The sequence below is a fragment of the Stenotrophomonas sp. STEN018 genome (assembly GCF_056760235.1).
The window spans coordinates 1-15,589 of sequence record NZ_JBRREK010000037.1 but is presented as its reverse complement, the minus strand read 5'-3'; the positions used below and the strand labels follow the sequence as shown (position 1 = coordinate 15,589).

11 protein-coding genes are annotated in these 15,589 nt (G+C 63.2%); all 11 read left to right on the top strand.

Annotated features, from left to right (window positions below; all coding sequences use genetic code 11):
- Positions 1-10: 10 nt before the first annotated feature.
- The 11 genes from ACVOMB_RS14415 (at position 11) to ACVOMB_RS14365 (ending at position 15,399) form a co-directional block, all read left to right on the top strand.
- The gene (locus tag ACVOMB_RS14415; RefSeq protein ID WP_481531810.1) at positions 11-652 is read left to right on the top strand and encodes an HAD family hydrolase; all 642 of its coding nucleotides are present in this window, start codon (positions 11-13) and stop codon (positions 650-652) included.
- Positions 649-3,045, top strand: coding sequence for an NAD-dependent epimerase/dehydratase family protein (locus ACVOMB_RS14410; protein WP_481531809.1), 2,397 nt, complete (start codon positions 649-651; stop codon positions 3,043-3,045). Before ACVOMB_RS14415 ends, ACVOMB_RS14410 begins: the two co-directional genes overlap by 4 nt.
- A 104-nt stretch (positions 3,046-3,149) precedes the next feature.
- On the top strand, positions 3,150-7,988 hold the full coding sequence (locus tag ACVOMB_RS14405) for a glycosyltransferase (RefSeq protein ID WP_481531808.1): 4,839 nt from the start codon (positions 3,150-3,152) through the stop codon (positions 7,986-7,988).
- 230 nt (positions 7,989-8,218) lie between these two features.
- Entirely contained in the window at positions 8,219-8,575 is a 357-nt protein-coding gene (gene fliE, locus ACVOMB_RS14400) for a flagellar hook-basal body complex protein FliE (RefSeq protein ID WP_481531807.1), read from the top strand.
- Positions 8,576-8,587: 12 nt separating this feature from the next.
- Positions 8,588-10,231 carry a flagellar basal-body MS-ring/collar protein FliF gene (gene fliF / locus ACVOMB_RS14395; RefSeq protein ID WP_481531806.1) on the top strand — a complete coding sequence of 548 codons (1,644 nt, stop codon included), beginning with the start codon at positions 8,588-8,590 and terminating at the stop codon, positions 10,229-10,231.
- A 10-nt stretch (positions 10,232-10,241) separates the two neighbouring features.
- Complete coding sequence (gene fliG, locus ACVOMB_RS14390; protein ID WP_481510412.1) at positions 10,242-11,228, top strand: flagellar motor switch protein FliG; 987 nt, start codon at positions 10,242-10,244, stop codon at positions 11,226-11,228.
- Positions 11,225-11,866 (top strand): FliH/SctL family protein, encoded by a 642-nt coding sequence (locus tag ACVOMB_RS14385; RefSeq protein ID WP_481531805.1) that lies wholly within the window; start codon positions 11,225-11,227, stop codon positions 11,864-11,866. Before fliG ends, ACVOMB_RS14385 begins: the two co-directional genes overlap by 4 nt.
- Positions 11,863-13,248, top strand: coding sequence for a flagellar protein export ATPase FliI (gene fliI, locus ACVOMB_RS14380; RefSeq protein ID WP_481531804.1), 1,386 nt, complete (start codon positions 11,863-11,865; stop codon positions 13,246-13,248). The genes ACVOMB_RS14385 and fliI overlap by 4 nt, the downstream gene beginning before the upstream one ends.
- The gene (gene fliJ / locus ACVOMB_RS14375) at positions 13,245-13,697 is read left to right on the top strand and encodes a flagellar export protein FliJ (RefSeq protein WP_481531803.1); all 453 of its coding nucleotides are present in this window, start codon (positions 13,245-13,247) and stop codon (positions 13,695-13,697) included. The genes fliI and fliJ overlap by 4 nt, the downstream gene beginning before the upstream one ends.
- Positions 13,694-14,758 (top strand): flagellar hook-length control protein FliK, encoded by a 1,065-nt coding sequence (locus tag ACVOMB_RS14370; protein WP_481531802.1) that lies wholly within the window; start codon positions 13,694-13,696, stop codon positions 14,756-14,758. Before fliJ ends, ACVOMB_RS14370 begins: the two co-directional genes overlap by 4 nt.
- A 170-nt stretch (positions 14,759-14,928) precedes the next feature.
- Entirely contained in the window at positions 14,929-15,399 is a 471-nt protein-coding gene (locus ACVOMB_RS14365) for an REP-associated tyrosine transposase (protein ID WP_481531801.1), read from the top strand.
- Positions 15,400-15,589 lie beyond the last annotated feature (190 nt).

Below are 15,589 nucleotides of genomic sequence, written 5' to 3'. Positions count from 1 at the left end.
AAGCAATCTGATGAAAACCCATATCCTGTTCGATTTCGACGGCACCCTGGTTGACTCCGCACCGAGCGTGCTCGCGGCCTTCGCCAAGGTGCTGCAGACGCACGCGCTGACGCCGTGTCGTGCCATCGACTCCAGCCTGATCGGCCCACCACTACGGCCGACGTTGGAAGCCTTGAGCGGACAAAGCGATCCAGTGTTGCTGGATGCATTAAGCGCAAGCTTTCGTGAGATCTACGACGGGCAGACCTGCTTGTCCACGCCAGCCTATGCGGGCTGGGAGGAAGTGTTGCAGGCGCTACGCGAGCAAGGCCTGGTGCTGTCCATCGCTACCAACAAGCGCCTGCGACCGACGCTGCAGATCCTCGACGCGCTGGGCTGGAGCGGGCACTTTGGTGCTGTCTACGCCAACGATTCTCACCCGGGCCTCTACGCTGACAAAGCCGGAATGATAGGTGCGCTGATGGGCGCACTCGACATCGTGCCCACGGCGGCCATCTACATCGGCGATACCGAGCAGGATGGCTGCGCTGCTGCCGCCAATGGTGTGGAATTCTGGCCGGTAAACTGGGGCTATGGTGATTTCCCTGCAGCATCCACACCGCTGGCCACGCCATCGCAAGTAACCGAGCGCTTGGCAGGTCTGTGCGCATGACCACGCGCAAGTCACTGATCGGCCTGTACGACGAACTGACCGGTATTCCGAAGACCCTCGACGGTTACCGCTCCATCCAGTCGCGCCCCAACGCAGGCGACCTCGCCTATACCGTGCCGGCAACCCTGCTTGGTGCGGCCCGCGCTGATTTCGATGTGTGGATGTTCGGCGAGCTGTCGCCAGAAGCCTGCAACGAGCGCTATTCGCGTCTGATGTTGTTCCTGCCGTGCCGACTGACAAGTCCCGGCATGAACAATGGCTGGGATGCCGAAACCTATCGGCGGGTTACACGCTTCATCCGACGACTGAAGATCCCGGTGATATCCGCTGCCGAATCGGTAATGACCGATAGCAACGACTACATCAGTAATTTCCATCGACAACTGCCAGAGCACATCGTCGATTACCTACGGGCATTGTCCGAGCAATGCGTCAGCATCGGCGCGCGCGGCGAATACTCAGCCCAGGTGATCCGTAACCTGGGCATCAAGAACGTCGAGCCAGTGGGCTGCGCTTCGTTGATGGTCAACGGCCCGGAACTGCACGCAAACCTGCTGCAGCGCAAGCCGTTTGAGGATGTACGCGAAATCGCGCTGGGCTACACCAACAATACCTATGGCGAGAGCTCGCTGATTGGATCGATGCTGCAGGTGGCCGCCGATCAAGGGCACTACTTCATCGAGCAACACTTCTCGTTGCTGACCAAACTGCTGTACTGGCCGCAGACGCTTGAGCAACGAGACTTGGAGAAGGGCCAAAAGCTCTATCAGGGACTTGGCCAGGTAAACCGCCTGCTGCAACAGCGCCGCATCCGCTACTTCACCCACTATGGCCTGTGGGACGCATTCTGCCGGAACCTGGATTTCATGTACGGCTCCCGCCTGCACGGCGGAGTGATGGCGATCAATGCCGGTGTACCGAGCTACTTCATCTCACAGGACGCGCGCGTGCGCGAGGTGTGCGAGTTCTACCACCTGCCTTGGACCAGCGAGCAGGACATCCGCGCCCGTGGCATCGACGTGCGGCGCTTCTATGAAGACGCTGACTACAGCGATGCCTGCCAGGTGTATCCGCAGCGCTACCGTGACTATCTTGATTTCCTTCAGCGCAATGGCGTGCAGCCACGGCTTGATGCGGAGGGCCGCGTGGCGCTGGATTTACCGCCGCCGGCAGCGGGAGTGATGGATGAAGGCAAGGCAGGCCATGCAATCTCCGAGCATGGGCTGACGCTGGCGAGCGACTTGCTGCGCAGTGCTGATGCCGGGCAGTCATTCAGTGACGCGCAACTGGCATGGTTCGGCCAAGCCGTGCATCAGTCAGGTGCCGAAGCAGGACCATCGACGATGGCGCCGGCTCCCAGCATGAGCATGGGTAATCGAACGGTCAGCCAGGATATACAGCGGGTTGCCTCACTTATGCCGGATTTGGGTGCATTGCGCGGCCGCCACCTGGTCCTCGCTGGTGGCACGGGCTTCTTCGGCAAATGGGTGCTGGCGCTGTGCGATTGGCTCAATTTGCAGGGATGGTGTCTGCAGGTCACCGTGATCTGCCGCAATCCCGACGGCTTCCTCAAGAAGGAGCCCTATTATAGCCAGCAGCGTTGGCTGAACTGGCTCACCGCCGACATCTGTGACTTGCCGGTCACCGACCTGCGCGCCGATTTTCTGCTGCACGCTGCCGTAGACAGTTCGGCCGCCGGCCAGTCCGACCGCTTGAAGATGCTGGACATGCTCTACCAAGGCACCCGTCAGTTGCTCGATCTAGCCGCGCGCAGCGGCGTAAGCCGGGTGTTGCTGACGGGTTCCGGGGCACAGTACGGCAACGCGCCGCAGGACGGGGGCTGGGTGGAATCCAGCGCCAATGCCTGTGCCAGCCATGACGCGCGCAACGCTTACGGCGAAGGCAAGCGCATGCAGGAAATGCTGGCTGCGATTTATGCGGACCGCCATGACTTCGACGTCGTGCACACGCGTGGCTTCGCCTTCGCCGGCCCGGGCCTGCCGCTAAGCACGCATTTCGCCATCGGCAACTTCGTCCGTGATGCCTTGTACCGCGATGCGATCGTGCTGAATTCCGCAGGAGAAGCCGTTCGAAGCTATCTGCATGGCGCTGATCTGGCCGCCTGGTTGCTGTCCCTGTTGGTCAAGGGAAAGTCCGGGGAGGTCTACAACGTTGGTTCGGATGAGGCGGTCAGCATCGCTGATTTGGCGGTACGGATTGGCAGCCGTTTGTCTCCGCACAAACCGGTGCGGATTCTGGGACAGCCCAGTGGCGAACGTTCGTTCTACGTGCCGGATATCAGCAAGGCACGCACATTGGGCCTGGAAGTGTGGACTTCGCTCGATCAAGCCATCGACAGCATGGGGCAATGGGCAGGCACGAGGTCAAGCTGATGACAATCAAGCTCCAGCAAGATGAAACACCGTGCGCCGCGAATGCTGGTGGGACGGATTGGACTTCCGTTGCAGGAGGGCGCTGCCTTGGAGTGCCTTGGCAGGTGGGAATCGCGGGCTTCAGTCTAGTCGACCAACAGCCGTTTCTCATTGAAGATGCCGACTGGGCAACCCTGGGTACCCAGCTACCGCTCGAACCGCTGGCGCGCTACGGCATGGGCAACGGCCTGCGATTTGAACGTATTTCCGATGCAGGTGTCGCCGCATTCGATGCGGTACTTCTCATAGCACTCGAACGCCCGGCCAGTCCTCACTTGCCCGTTCCTTCGGAGCTGCGCCGGTATCTATTGGTACGCAGCGCCGCCGAGCGCGCCGCCGTAGTAGACGAAAGCACCTTCACTACATTGTTTCTCCCTTCAGCCCAACCCTTCAACGACGAAAGGCTGGTTTACACAAGTCCAGTTATCGATTTCCGGCTGCATGAAGCTGAGCCCTTGGCGCCGGCAAGCGGCGGAACCGACCCGCAAGCACCGGCCGCCGCGTACGGGCCGGACAACTATTTCCGTTCGGCCGATTTCTGGATCAATGGACTGACGGCTGCCATCGCCGCGGATGCCGCGACGGTGCGCGGGATTGCGCCGCCGTTGTTGAGCGTCATCATTCCAACCTACAACCACGGACGCTATCTACGCCAATGTATCGAGTCAGTACTCGACCAAGGCGTGGACAACATTGAGATCCTGGTGCTGGACAATGCGTCCACTGACGCGACTCCCGAAGTCATGGCCGCATTTGGCGGCGAGCCACGCGTGCGCTACATGCGTAGCCGCGACAACTGTGGCGCTGGCCACAACTGGAGGAGCGGCCTCTGGATCGCCCAAGGGCGCTACTTCACTTTTTTATCCGCCGACGACCACCTCAATCCAGGTCACCTGACGCGCCTGCTGTCCACCCTGCAAGACCAGCCGCATGTGGCCGTCGGCTACTCCGGTATTCGCTGGATCGACAGCCAAGGGAACGCGCTGTCCCAGCCGCTCCATCCCGGATACCGGGATGCCAGTTACATTGGTGGGCGCAACGAAGTCGCCGACCTGCTGGTCCACGATTGCTACATGACGCCCTCCGCCGTCATCTACCAACGTGAAGCCTTCCGCAGAACATGGCGCCCGGGCAGGATTCACGGAGCAGGCGACTGGGAAATGGTCCTGCAGATGGCCGAGCAGTATCCCGACTTCGTCTATGTCAATACACCGGGAGTCAGCTACCGCTGGCACGGCGAGCAGCATTCCAGCCAGTTTTATGCTTCCAGCGCACCGTTGGCCGACCACCTGACCATCATCGAAGGCGTCTTCGAGCGCGGCACACAGGATCGCCTCCGTGGCCGCGAGTACGACGTCGCCGAGCACATCGAGCGACGCCTGTCGCTGTACCCCAGCGAGCGCGCTTCGCCCTTGGGTGAACGCGCGCGGCAGATGATAGAACGCATGGAGGCGCTCGCGGCCGAACATGATGCTCCCTTCTTTTCCGTCATTGTTACCACCTGGAACCGCCCCGTCCTGCTCGCCCAAGCACTGGCAAGTCTTCACGCGCAAACGTTCACTGACTTCGAAGTGGTGCTGGTCAACGACTGCGGCGAGTCGGTCGAGCACCTGCTCGGCGCGCACCGTTTGCCGCTGACCTACCTGCGGCAAGGCCGTAACGGCGGTCCGGCCGCTGCCCGTAATGCCGCCCATCGGCTGGCACGCGGTCGTTATCTGGTCTACCTGGACGATGATGATCTGTATTTGCCCAATCACCTGCAGACGCTTGCCGATGCGCTGCGCACTCATCCGGACGAAGTGGTCTACAGCGACGCGTTGTTTGTTACCGAGCGCATCCACGGCAGTACCCGCCAGGTACTGGCCGAAGAGCGGCGTTACCCGCACGCTCACTATTCGTACGAACGTTTGTCGGTAGACAACTACATCCCGATCAATACGTTCGCTTGGCCACGTGCGCTTGCCGCTGAGGTCGGCGGCTTCGACGAACGCCTGCAGGGATTGGAGGACTGGGACTTCCTGTTGCGCCTGGCTGCGCGTGTACCTTTCAACCACGTGCGCCAGGAAACCGTCCAGGTGCGGATGCGTGCAGAAGTCCAGGTCGAGCCCGATGAGCGCCGCTCCGTGCAGGCATTCGTGCACTACCCAGCCCTATACCAGAAAATCTATGCTCGCCATTCGGACCTGGACGCCGAAATCGTGCGCAACGGCCGTGCCGAGCGATTGAGGCAGCTCGGCATCTACCCTGCGCAGACACCAGAAAACGTGATCGATACCTGGCGCGCGGTGCGCGTGCCGACGCCGGCGCAGCGTCACCTGTGCGAACGGCGCATGCACGATGTCGGGGCGCCCCCCAAGCTCTGCGTGCTGCTGCGCAGCCCGGATGGCGATACTGCGAGTGTTCAACGCAGTATCGCCAGCCTCATTGGCGACGATGGCATGCCTGAAGGCTTGCAGATAGTCGTATTGACGGGCGGCACGGTGGAGACAATGTGCGCTGCCGTGGCGCACCCTCAGGTACGGGTGCTGGGTTCGGTGGGAGATTCACTGGAAGCAATTCTGGATGAGAGTCTCGCTGACACCGCGGCGGACTGGCTGCTGCTGGCCGACAGCGGCGACGAGTTCACCGCGGGAGGTGTTTTGCAGCTGCGGCTACGGCTTGCCGAGCAACCGCAGCTCCGGGCACTGTTCGCCGACGGTTGGTACCGTAACCAGGACGGTTCGCTGGCACCCATGCTGCGTCCGGACCTCAATCTGGACCTGCTGCTGGGCAACCCGTCAATGCTCGCTTCGCATTGGATATTCCAGCGCAAGGCCGCATTCGACATCGGCGGCTTCGACCGCACTGCCGGTGATGCCGCAGAGCTGGATCTGATCCTGCGGCTAATCCATGCCGGCGGCTTCGACGGCATCGCACATCTGCCGGAGCCATTGCTGACCTGCCAGCCTCCCCGGTTTGATGGCCAGGCCCTGCAGCGCGCCATCCTCGCTCACCTGCGCGCCCGTGGCTATGCCGACGCAACTGCGCAAACCATGGATGGCGGCTTGTATCGCATCGACTATGGTCACGGCCAGCAGCCAACGGTTTCGCTACTGGTGATCGTGTCCGAGGACACCACGCTGGCCGCGCTGGAGCGCTGCGTCGTGTCGATACTTGAGAAGACCGGCTATGCCGGCTATCAGCTTGTGCTGGTCGACAACGGGGCTGCGGACGAGTTGCGGCAGTGGATGCAACAGGTCGAGTCATTGGCAGCTGATCGGGTGCAGGCGTTCGCTTTCGATCCACCGCTGCCATATACCGCTGCCTGCAATCTCGCCGCTACCCAGGCCAGTGGGGAGTTCCTGCTGTTCCTGCGTCCCGAATTGGTGGTACTGCAATCACATTGGTTGGACGAGCTGCTGAACCACGGCTTGCGCCCAGAAGTTGGCGTGGTAGGTGCCAAGACCATCTCCGGCGATGGCAAGATCACGCATGCAGGGTTGGTACCGGGCCTGGTATCCAGTGGCGGCCACGCATTTGCCGGCGCGGCCATGGATGCATCGGGCTATATGAATCGTCTGCTCGTAGCACAGCAGTATGCGGCCGTTGCCGATAGCTGTCTGTTGATCGCCAAGACGCTGTTCACCGAACTCGATGGCTTCGATCACGCGGCCTTCGCCGACCAGGCTGCCGATGTCGACCTGTGTCTACGCGCCCGTGAACACGGTTACCTCACTGTATGGACGCCGCATGCACTGCTGCTGCATTCAATCGAACCAGCCTTACTAGAAGATAGCGCGGGTGATGCCCTGCTCGAGCGCTGGCTACCCGCGCTCGCCAACGATCCCGCCTACAACCCCAGCCTGCGCCTGGATGTTGCCGGCGGCTTCCGTCTAGGCGAATCCGAATTCTCATGGAAGCCTCTGCCGTGGCGGCCTATCCCACGCGTGTTGGCGCAACCCGCTGATCCCTGGGGCAGCGGCCAATATCGCGTGATCCAACCATTCGAAGCGTTGAAGTTGGAGGGCCATGTCGAAGGCGTGCTCTATGCAACGCTACTCGACCCCGTCGAACAGGCGCGTATTGATCCGGACGTGGTGATCCTGCAGCGCCGCGTCGGCGAGGATGACCTGCACAAGATCCAACGCATGGGCCGCTACTCGTCCGCACTCAAGATCTACGAGCTGGACGACTATCTGCCCAACCTGCCGGCCAAGAGCGCGCACCGTGAGCATATGCCGCGTGACGTGCTGCGTAGCCTGCGCAAGGCAATGGGCCTAGTGGACCGTTTCGTGGTCTCCACCCCGGCGATGGCCGAGGCATTTGCAGGCCTGCATCCGGATATCCGCATCGCCGCCAATCGGCTGCCGGTGAGCTGGTGGAAGCAGCTACCCGTGGTCCGTCGCGAGGACAGTCCACGTCCCCGGGTTGGCTGGGCCGGTGGCCTGGGTCATACCGGCGATCTGGAGATGATTGCCGATGTCGTCAGCGAATTGGCGCAGGAGGTGGACTGGGTGTTCTTCGGCATGTGCCCGGATCGCTTGCGTCCGTATATCGCCGAGTTTCATCCGGGCGTGGATATCGCCCGCTACCCGCGCGCTTTGGCGTTGCTGCAGCTCGACCTGGCCATTGCGCCGCTGGAAGAGAACCGTTTCAACGAGTGCAAGAGCAACCTGCGCCTGTTGGAGTACGGTGCCTGCGCAGTGCCGGTGGTCTGCAGCGATGTCGGCCCTTACCGGGACCCTGCCCTGCCAGTTACCCGTGTGCGTAACCGGCACCGCGAATGGGTGGGTGCCATCCGCGATCATCTGACAGACACGACTGCCCGCAGGCACGCCGGCGAGGCACTGAAGTCGATCGTTCATCGCGACTGGATGCTGGAAGGTCCTGGCCTGGATGAATGGCGCGCAGCCTGGCTGCCCTGACCTCCGCGCTTATCGCCAGTCTCCTCGACGGCCGCCGGTTCTCCGGCGGCCGTTTTGTTTGGCCCTCCGGTTTGCAGCTTGCCTTCTGGATACTGCCGCGTGCGTCGGATTTCCGGCACACGCGGCACGTCAGCGCGACGCATTCACGAACATCAAGGCCTTCACGGTTCCGGCACGCAACTTGCAGCTGTCCCATCAGCTCCCCCACACGTTGCCCGGAACCCCGCACGATGTCCCACTCCATCACCTCTGTTCTCTCCCAGATCCGCACGCTGCAGAACCAGGTGGGGCAAACCGCGCCCATCGGCGATGTGCCGCGCAGCAACGCGATCCAGGGGCTGGCTGAAGGCAACGCCGTTGCCGCACCTTCGTTCAGCCAGGCTTTGCAGGGCGCCATCCAGGGCGTCAACGAGGCCCAGCAGAAGTCCGGGCAGCTGGCCGCTGCTTTCGAGCGCGGCGATGCCAGTGCCGACCTGGCCAAGGTCATGGTCGCCTCCCAACAGTCCTCGCTGGCGTTCCGCGCCACCGTGGAAGTCCGTAACCGTCTCGTCCAGGCTTACCAGGACGTGATGAACATGCCGCTGTAAGGATCCGCACGCATGGCACTCGCGCTGTCCAGAGAATCACTGAATCCGGAACGGGCTGGCGCCTGGTTCGATCGTCTGCAGAGCCTGCAGATCACCCGCCGTCTTGGCTTGATGGCAATGATCACGGTCGCGGTGGCGGCCGGCTTGTTCGTGTTCTTCTGGGCGCAGAAGCCGCAGATGATGCCGCTGTATACCGGACTGGATCAGAAGGCGACCGCCGAGGCCACCGACCTGCTGCGCTCGGCGCAGATTCCGTTCGAGCTGGACGCCACCACCGGTGCGATCAGCGTGCCGGAAAAGAACGTGCACGATGCACGGCTGAAGCTGGCCGGATCCGGCCTGACCGAAAGCGGCCGCCTCGGCTTTGAAATGATGGAACGCGACCCCGGCTTCGGCGTCAGCCAGTTCGTCGAAACCGCGCGCTACCAGCATGCGCTGGAAACCGAGCTGGTGCGCACCATCAGCAGCCTGCGCCCGGTCCGCGATGCGCGCGTGCACCTGGCCATTCCCAAGCCCAGTGCCTTCACCCGCCAGCGCGACGTCGCCAGCGCCTCGGTGGTGCTGGAGTTGCGCGGCGGCCAGCAGCTGGAGCGCAACCAGGTCGACGCCATCGTGCACATGGTCGCTTCCAGCATTCCCGATCTGGCCCCCGAACGCGTCACCGTGGTCGACCAGAGCGGGCGCATGCTCACCATCGCCGATCCCAACAGCGAAGCCGCGCTCAACGCCGCCCAGTTCGATCAGGTACGCCGTCTGGAAGGCTCCTACAACCAGCGCATCCGCGAACTGCTGGAGCCGATGACCGGCGCCGGCCGGGTCAATCCGGAAGTCAGCGTGGACATGGATTTCTCGGTCACCGAGGAAGCCCGCGAGCTGTACAACGGCGAGCCGCAGAAGGTGCGCAGCGAACAGATCAGCGAAAACACCAGCGCCACCGCCGGCCCGCAGGGCATTCCCGGCGCCACCAGCAACACCCCGCCGGGCGCCGCTGCGGCACCACCGGCCACTGCGGCTACGCCGACCGAAACCTCCAAGAACGCCACCCGCAACTACGAGCTGGACCGCACCCTGCAGCACACCCGCCAGCCGCCGGGCCGGGTCAATCGCGTCTCGGTTGCAGTGCTGGTAGACCACGTGCCGCGTGCTGGTGCCAACGGCAAGCAGACCGACCAGCCGCTCAGCGCCGCCGAACTGACTCGTGTCGAAGCACTCGTGAAGCAGGCCGTCGGCTTCAATGCCGAACGCGGCGACACCGTGTCGGTGATGAATGCTCCGTTCGTACGTGAAGTGACGCCGGTCGAAGCTCCCAAGTGGTGGGAGAACCCGCAGGTGCGCGACGCGCTGCGTCTGGTGCTTGGCGCCATCGTGGTACTGGCCCTGTTGTTCGGCGTCCTGCGCCCAGCCCTGCGCCAGATCACCGGCACGCCCAAGGCGCTGTCTGGTCCTGAAGAACCGCTCAACGCCGACGTCCAGGTGCTGGATGATGGCACCGAGATGCCAGCACTGGCCGCCGACCGCCTGCACCTTGATGGCAAGCCAGCACTGGCATTGCCGGTGGACGCCTATGAAGAGCGCCTGCGCATGGCCCGCGAAGCAGTGAAGACCGACTCCAAGCGGGTTGCCCAGGTAGTGAAGGGATGGGTGTCAAATGACTGATGCAATGCCGATGACCGGCGTGCAACGTGCCGCCGTACTGCTGCTGTCGCTCGGCGAAACCGACGCGGCCGAGGTGCTGCGTCACATGGAACCAAAGGAAGTACAGAAGATCGGCATCGCCATGGCCACGCTCACCGATGTCACCCGCGAACAGGTGCAGAAGGTGATGGATGACTTCGGCGCCGAGCTGGGCAACAAGACCTCGCTGAGCGTCGGCTCGGACGACTACATCCGCAACATGCTGGTGCAGGCGCTGGGCAATGAGAAAGCCAGCAACCTGATCGACCGCATCCTGCTCGGCCGCAACACCACCGGCCTGGATGCGCTGAAGTGGATGGACCCGCGTGCGGTCGCCGATCTGGTCCGCAACGAGCACCCGCAGATCATCGCCATCGTCATGGCCCATCTGGAAACCGACCAGGCCGCCGAAGCCTTGAAGCTGCTGCCCGAGCGTACCCGCGTCGACGTGCTGCTGCGCATCGCCACCCTCGACGGTATTCCGCCGAATGCGCTGAACGAACTCAACGAAATCATGGAACGCCAGTTCGCCGGCAACCAGAACCTGAAGTCGTCGAACATCGGTGGCGTGCAGTGTGCTGCCAACATCCTCAACTTCATGGACGGCGGGCAAGACCAGGTCATTCTGACCGAAATCGCCCGCATCGATTCGCCGCTGGGCAGCCGTATCCAGGACCTGATGTTCGTCTTCGACGATCTGGTGGATCTGGACGACCGCGAAATGCAGCTGGTATTGCGCGAAGTCAGCGGCGAACGCCTGGGTCTGGCGCTGCGCGGTGCCGACATCAAGGTACGCGACAAGATCACCCGCAACATGTCGCAGCGCGCCGCGGAAATCCTACTTGAAGATATGGAAGCCCGTGGTCCGGTGCGCCTGTCCGATGTGGAAGGCGCGCAGCGCGAAATCCTCGCCATCGTCAAGCGCATGGGCGATGAAGGCACCATCACTCTGGGCGGTGCTGCGGAGGCGATGCTGTGAACAATGCCGTGCGCTGGCACGCCCCGGATCTCAACGCACCTGCTGCGCCGTTGGTGACGGATGATTTCGATCTGGCCTCGTTGGAAACCATCGTTGCCGAGCCGACACCGCCGCCGCTGCAGCCACCGACCCTGGACGAGATCCAGGCGATCCGCGATGCCGCGCAGGAAGAAGGCTTCCAGCAAGGCCATGCCGAAGGTTACGCGCAGGGCCAGGCCGAAGTGCGGCGCCTGACCGCACAGATCGAAGGCATTCTGGACAACTTCAGCCGGCCGCTGGTGCGACTGGAAAATGAAGTGGTTGGCGCACTCGGTGAACTGTCGGTACGCATTGCCGGTGCGCTGATCAGCCGTGCTTACGAAGCTGATCCTTCGCTGCTGAAGGATCTGATCGATGAAGCACTGGATACCGTCAGCGGCACCAACCGCGACGTGGAAGTGCGCCTGCACCCTGACGACATTGCTGCGATCAGTAATCTGCTGACACTGCCCGCCGGGCAGCGTCTGGTGCCCGACCACAGCCTCAGCCGCGGCGACCTGCGCGTGCACGCCGAGGCCGTGCGTGTCGACGGCACTCTTGATGCGCGCCTGCGCGCTGCGCTGGCCACCGTACTGCGTCGCGCCGGAGCCACGCAATGAGCGCATCACCCTCGCCCGCTGCCGCCGACTGGGCTGCCGCGCGCAATCTGCGCCTGGCCGCGCGCCTGGATGGCATATCGCTCGATGCCGGCGGCGGCCACGGCCTCGTACGCGAAGGCATCCTGCGCCGCGCCGTTGGCCTCACCCTTGAAGCAGTCGGCTGCGAAGCGCCGATGGGTGCAAGCTGCAAGGTCGAGATCATCGATGGCGGCTGGGTCGATGCCGAGGTTGTCGGCTTCTCCGGCGACCGCACCTATCTGATGCCCAGCGCCGAACTGCATGGCTTGCTGCCCAACGCCCGCGTCGTGCCCTCTTACCGCCGTGGCGGCGTCGAAGTTGGCGAAGGCCTGCTTGGCCGCGTCATCGATTCCGATGGAATTCCTCTGGACGGCAAGGGCCCGATCCGCGCTGAGGGCGTGGTCAGCATGGCCGGCGTATCGATCAACCCGCTGGCACGCGAGCCCATTACCCAGCCATTGGATGTCGGCGTGCGTGCGATCAATTCGCTGCTGCCGATTGGTCGCGGCCAGCGTGTCGGCCTGTTCGCTGGCTCCGGCGTCGGTAAATCGACGCTGCTGGGCATGATGACCCGCTTCACCGCCGCCGACGTGATCGTGGTTGGCCTGATCGGTGAACGTGGTCGCGAAGTGCGTGACTTCGTCGAATCCACGCTGGGCGAGGAAGGCCTGCGCCGCGCGGTGGTGGTCGCCAGCCCGGCCGACCGGCCACCGCTTGCGCGTCTGCACGGTGCCTACCGGGCCACCGCCATCGCCGAGTGGTTCCGCGACCAGGGATTGAACGTGCTGCTGCTGATGGATTCGCTGACCCGCTTTGCGCAGGCGCAGCGCGAGATTGGCCTGTCGGTCGGCGAGCCGCCCACCACCCGTGGTTACCCGCCATCGGTATTCGCCAAACTGCCGGCGCTGGTTGAGCGCGCTGGCAATGGCGCAAAAGGTCGTGGCTCGATCACTGCTTTCTACACCGTACTCACCGAAGGCGACGATCCGCAGGACCCGATTGCCGACGCCGCCCGCGCCATCCTCGACGGCCACATCCTGCTCTCGCGGCGCGTTGCCGACAGCGGCCTGTACCCAGCCATCGACGTCGAATCCTCGGTCAGCCGCGTGGTCCAGGACATCGCCGATGACGTCTGGCGCGCGCGTATCCGCAAGCTCAAGCAGCTGGTATCGGCCTACACCGCCAATCGCGACCTGATCGCCATCGGCGCCTATCAGCGCGGTAACGACCCGCTCACCGACGAAGCATTGGATCGCTGGCCGGAGATCATGGAATTCCTTGGCCAGGACGTGCACAACGCCGCCGACCTGAGCCACAGCCTCAGTGCATTGCACCAACTGGTAGATAGTGAGACGCCCGCATGAGCCCTAGCCGTCGCCTGGACCCGCTGCTGCGCCACGCGCAGGACCGCGAAGATGAAGTCGCCAAAGCCCTGGCCGAACGCCAGCAAGCCTTGGACCTGCATCAGTCACGCCTGTCCGAGTTGCGCCAGTACGCCGATGAGTACGCCAACGCACAGCTGGCCACCACCAGCGCCGCGCAGCTGCTCAACCGCCGCGCCTTCCTCGACCGCCTCGACAACGCGGTGGAAGCGCAGAGCAAGACCGTGGACAGCAACCAAGAACGCGTTGATGCCGAGCGCGCACGCCTGCTGCTGGCCAGCCGCGACAAGGCCGTACTGGAACAGCTGGCTGCCAGCTACCGCGCACAGGAAAAACAGGTCGCCGATCGCCGTGATCAACGCGAGATGGATGATATCGGTGCACGCCGCGCGCGCTTGAAGAAAGCCGAGAACGAAGGAGAAGGCCAATGAACGTGCTTTCTTCGGCGCTTTCCGGAGCTGGCAGCGTCGACAGCAACAGCGCTGCGCGCGGCAGCAGCACCGACAAGGCCAGCGACAACGGCTTTGACGCAATGCTCAACAGCAAGCCAGCAACGCAGAAACCTACCGCCAGCAAGCCATCCAACAATGAGGCCAAACCGGCCAATGAAGCGCGTGGTGACGACAGCACCACCGAGACTGGCACTGAGCAAACCGCCGCTGCTGACAACAGCCCCAGCGACCACGACAAGCCCGACATCCAGGCAACGGCCGACGATGCGCCTTGGCCGCCGTTCGGCCTGTCGGCAATGGTCGCGCCGGCTGCGGAACCGCCACCGCAATTGCCAGCAGCCATGGCTGCCACCAATCAGCCTGCGCAGGCCACACCCGCCGCACCGGGGCTACTTGCTGCTTCAGCTATCGCCGCTGCGCTTCCGCCGGCCACGCTCAACGCCGACGACGTCGCAGCAGAACTACCGCTGCCAGTGACCATGGCTGCGGCAAACGACGAAGCGGGCGATCTCAACCTCGACGTTGATACGCCAGCGCCGACTACGTTTGCGTCCTTGCTGCACAACCAGGCTTTGCAGGAGGTACGGGGCAGCACAGCAACCAGCAGCATCACCGCACCTACCCCGACCCCGGATCTGAATGCCGGCGACTTTGATGAGGCCATCGGTGCCCGCGTCGGCTGGCTGGCGGAGCAGAAGATCGGCCACGCACATATCCGCATCAACCCGGACAACATGGGCGAGATCGATGTGAAGCTGCAGCTGGACGGCGACCGCGTCCACGCCAGCTTCAGCAGTGCCCACGCCGACGTCCGCCACGCCTTGGAAAGCAGCCTGCCGCGCCTGCGCGAAATGCTGGGCGAACAAGGCCTGCAGCTGAGCCACGCCGATGTAGGCCAGCAGTCCATGTCGCAACAGCAGAACGACAAGGGCGAGGCCGGCAGCGGTTTGGCGGCTGGAAGCCAACAGGATGGCACCGACCTGCCGACCACCAGCAGCCACAACCTGCGTATGCGCGGGTTGCTGGATGCTTATGCCTGAGAGCCGCCGAGGATCTGAAGCATTTCTTGCTTCGCGGCTGACGCCGCTCCCACAAGGCAGACTACTTTTGTGGGAGCGGTGTAAACCGCGAAGCTGACGATCCATCCGCCCATCCGCAAACGATCATTGCGCTGACAACACTTGGGAAACCGCAGCGCCATCCTGCGTTGATGGCGCTTCCAGCAATCAACCCAAAGCCAGTATCCAAAACCCTCCGCACAGGCCGGATATCCCTACCCGGCCACGTATACCTGCTCACCTTCACTACGCTAGCTCGTCAGCCACTGTTTCTGGACTTCCAACTGGCATCTCGCATCGCCCAAGCCCTGTATCACCCCCAGCTTTGGCGTGATGCACGACTACTGGCCTGGGTATTGATGCCAGATCATTGGCATGGCCTGGCCCAGCTGGGTGATTGCAACAGTCTCAGCTCATTGGTGCGGAGCATCAAATCCAACACGGCACGCAGCTTGCCAGAATCAATCAGCCGCCCCGTATGGGCACCGGGATTTCACGACCGGGCCGTCCGCAAGGATCAGGATCTGAAGGCGACAGCCCGCTACATCATCATGAATCCGGTGAGGGCCGGGTTGGTGAGCTCGCCGCGCTTCTATCCATATTGGAATGCGGTATGGATCTGAGCCCTGCTCTTGTGGGAGCGGTGTCAGCCGCGAAGCTGGCAGCAATGAAACTTCGGCCATATCTGCAATCTGATTCACTATCGGCTTCGCGGCTGATGCCGCTCCTACAAAACCTGATGGATTGCCGGGAAGGCCTCTGCCGAGCATGGCTCGGTACTACGGGTGCTCGCGCGCCATGCTTTGTGGGAGC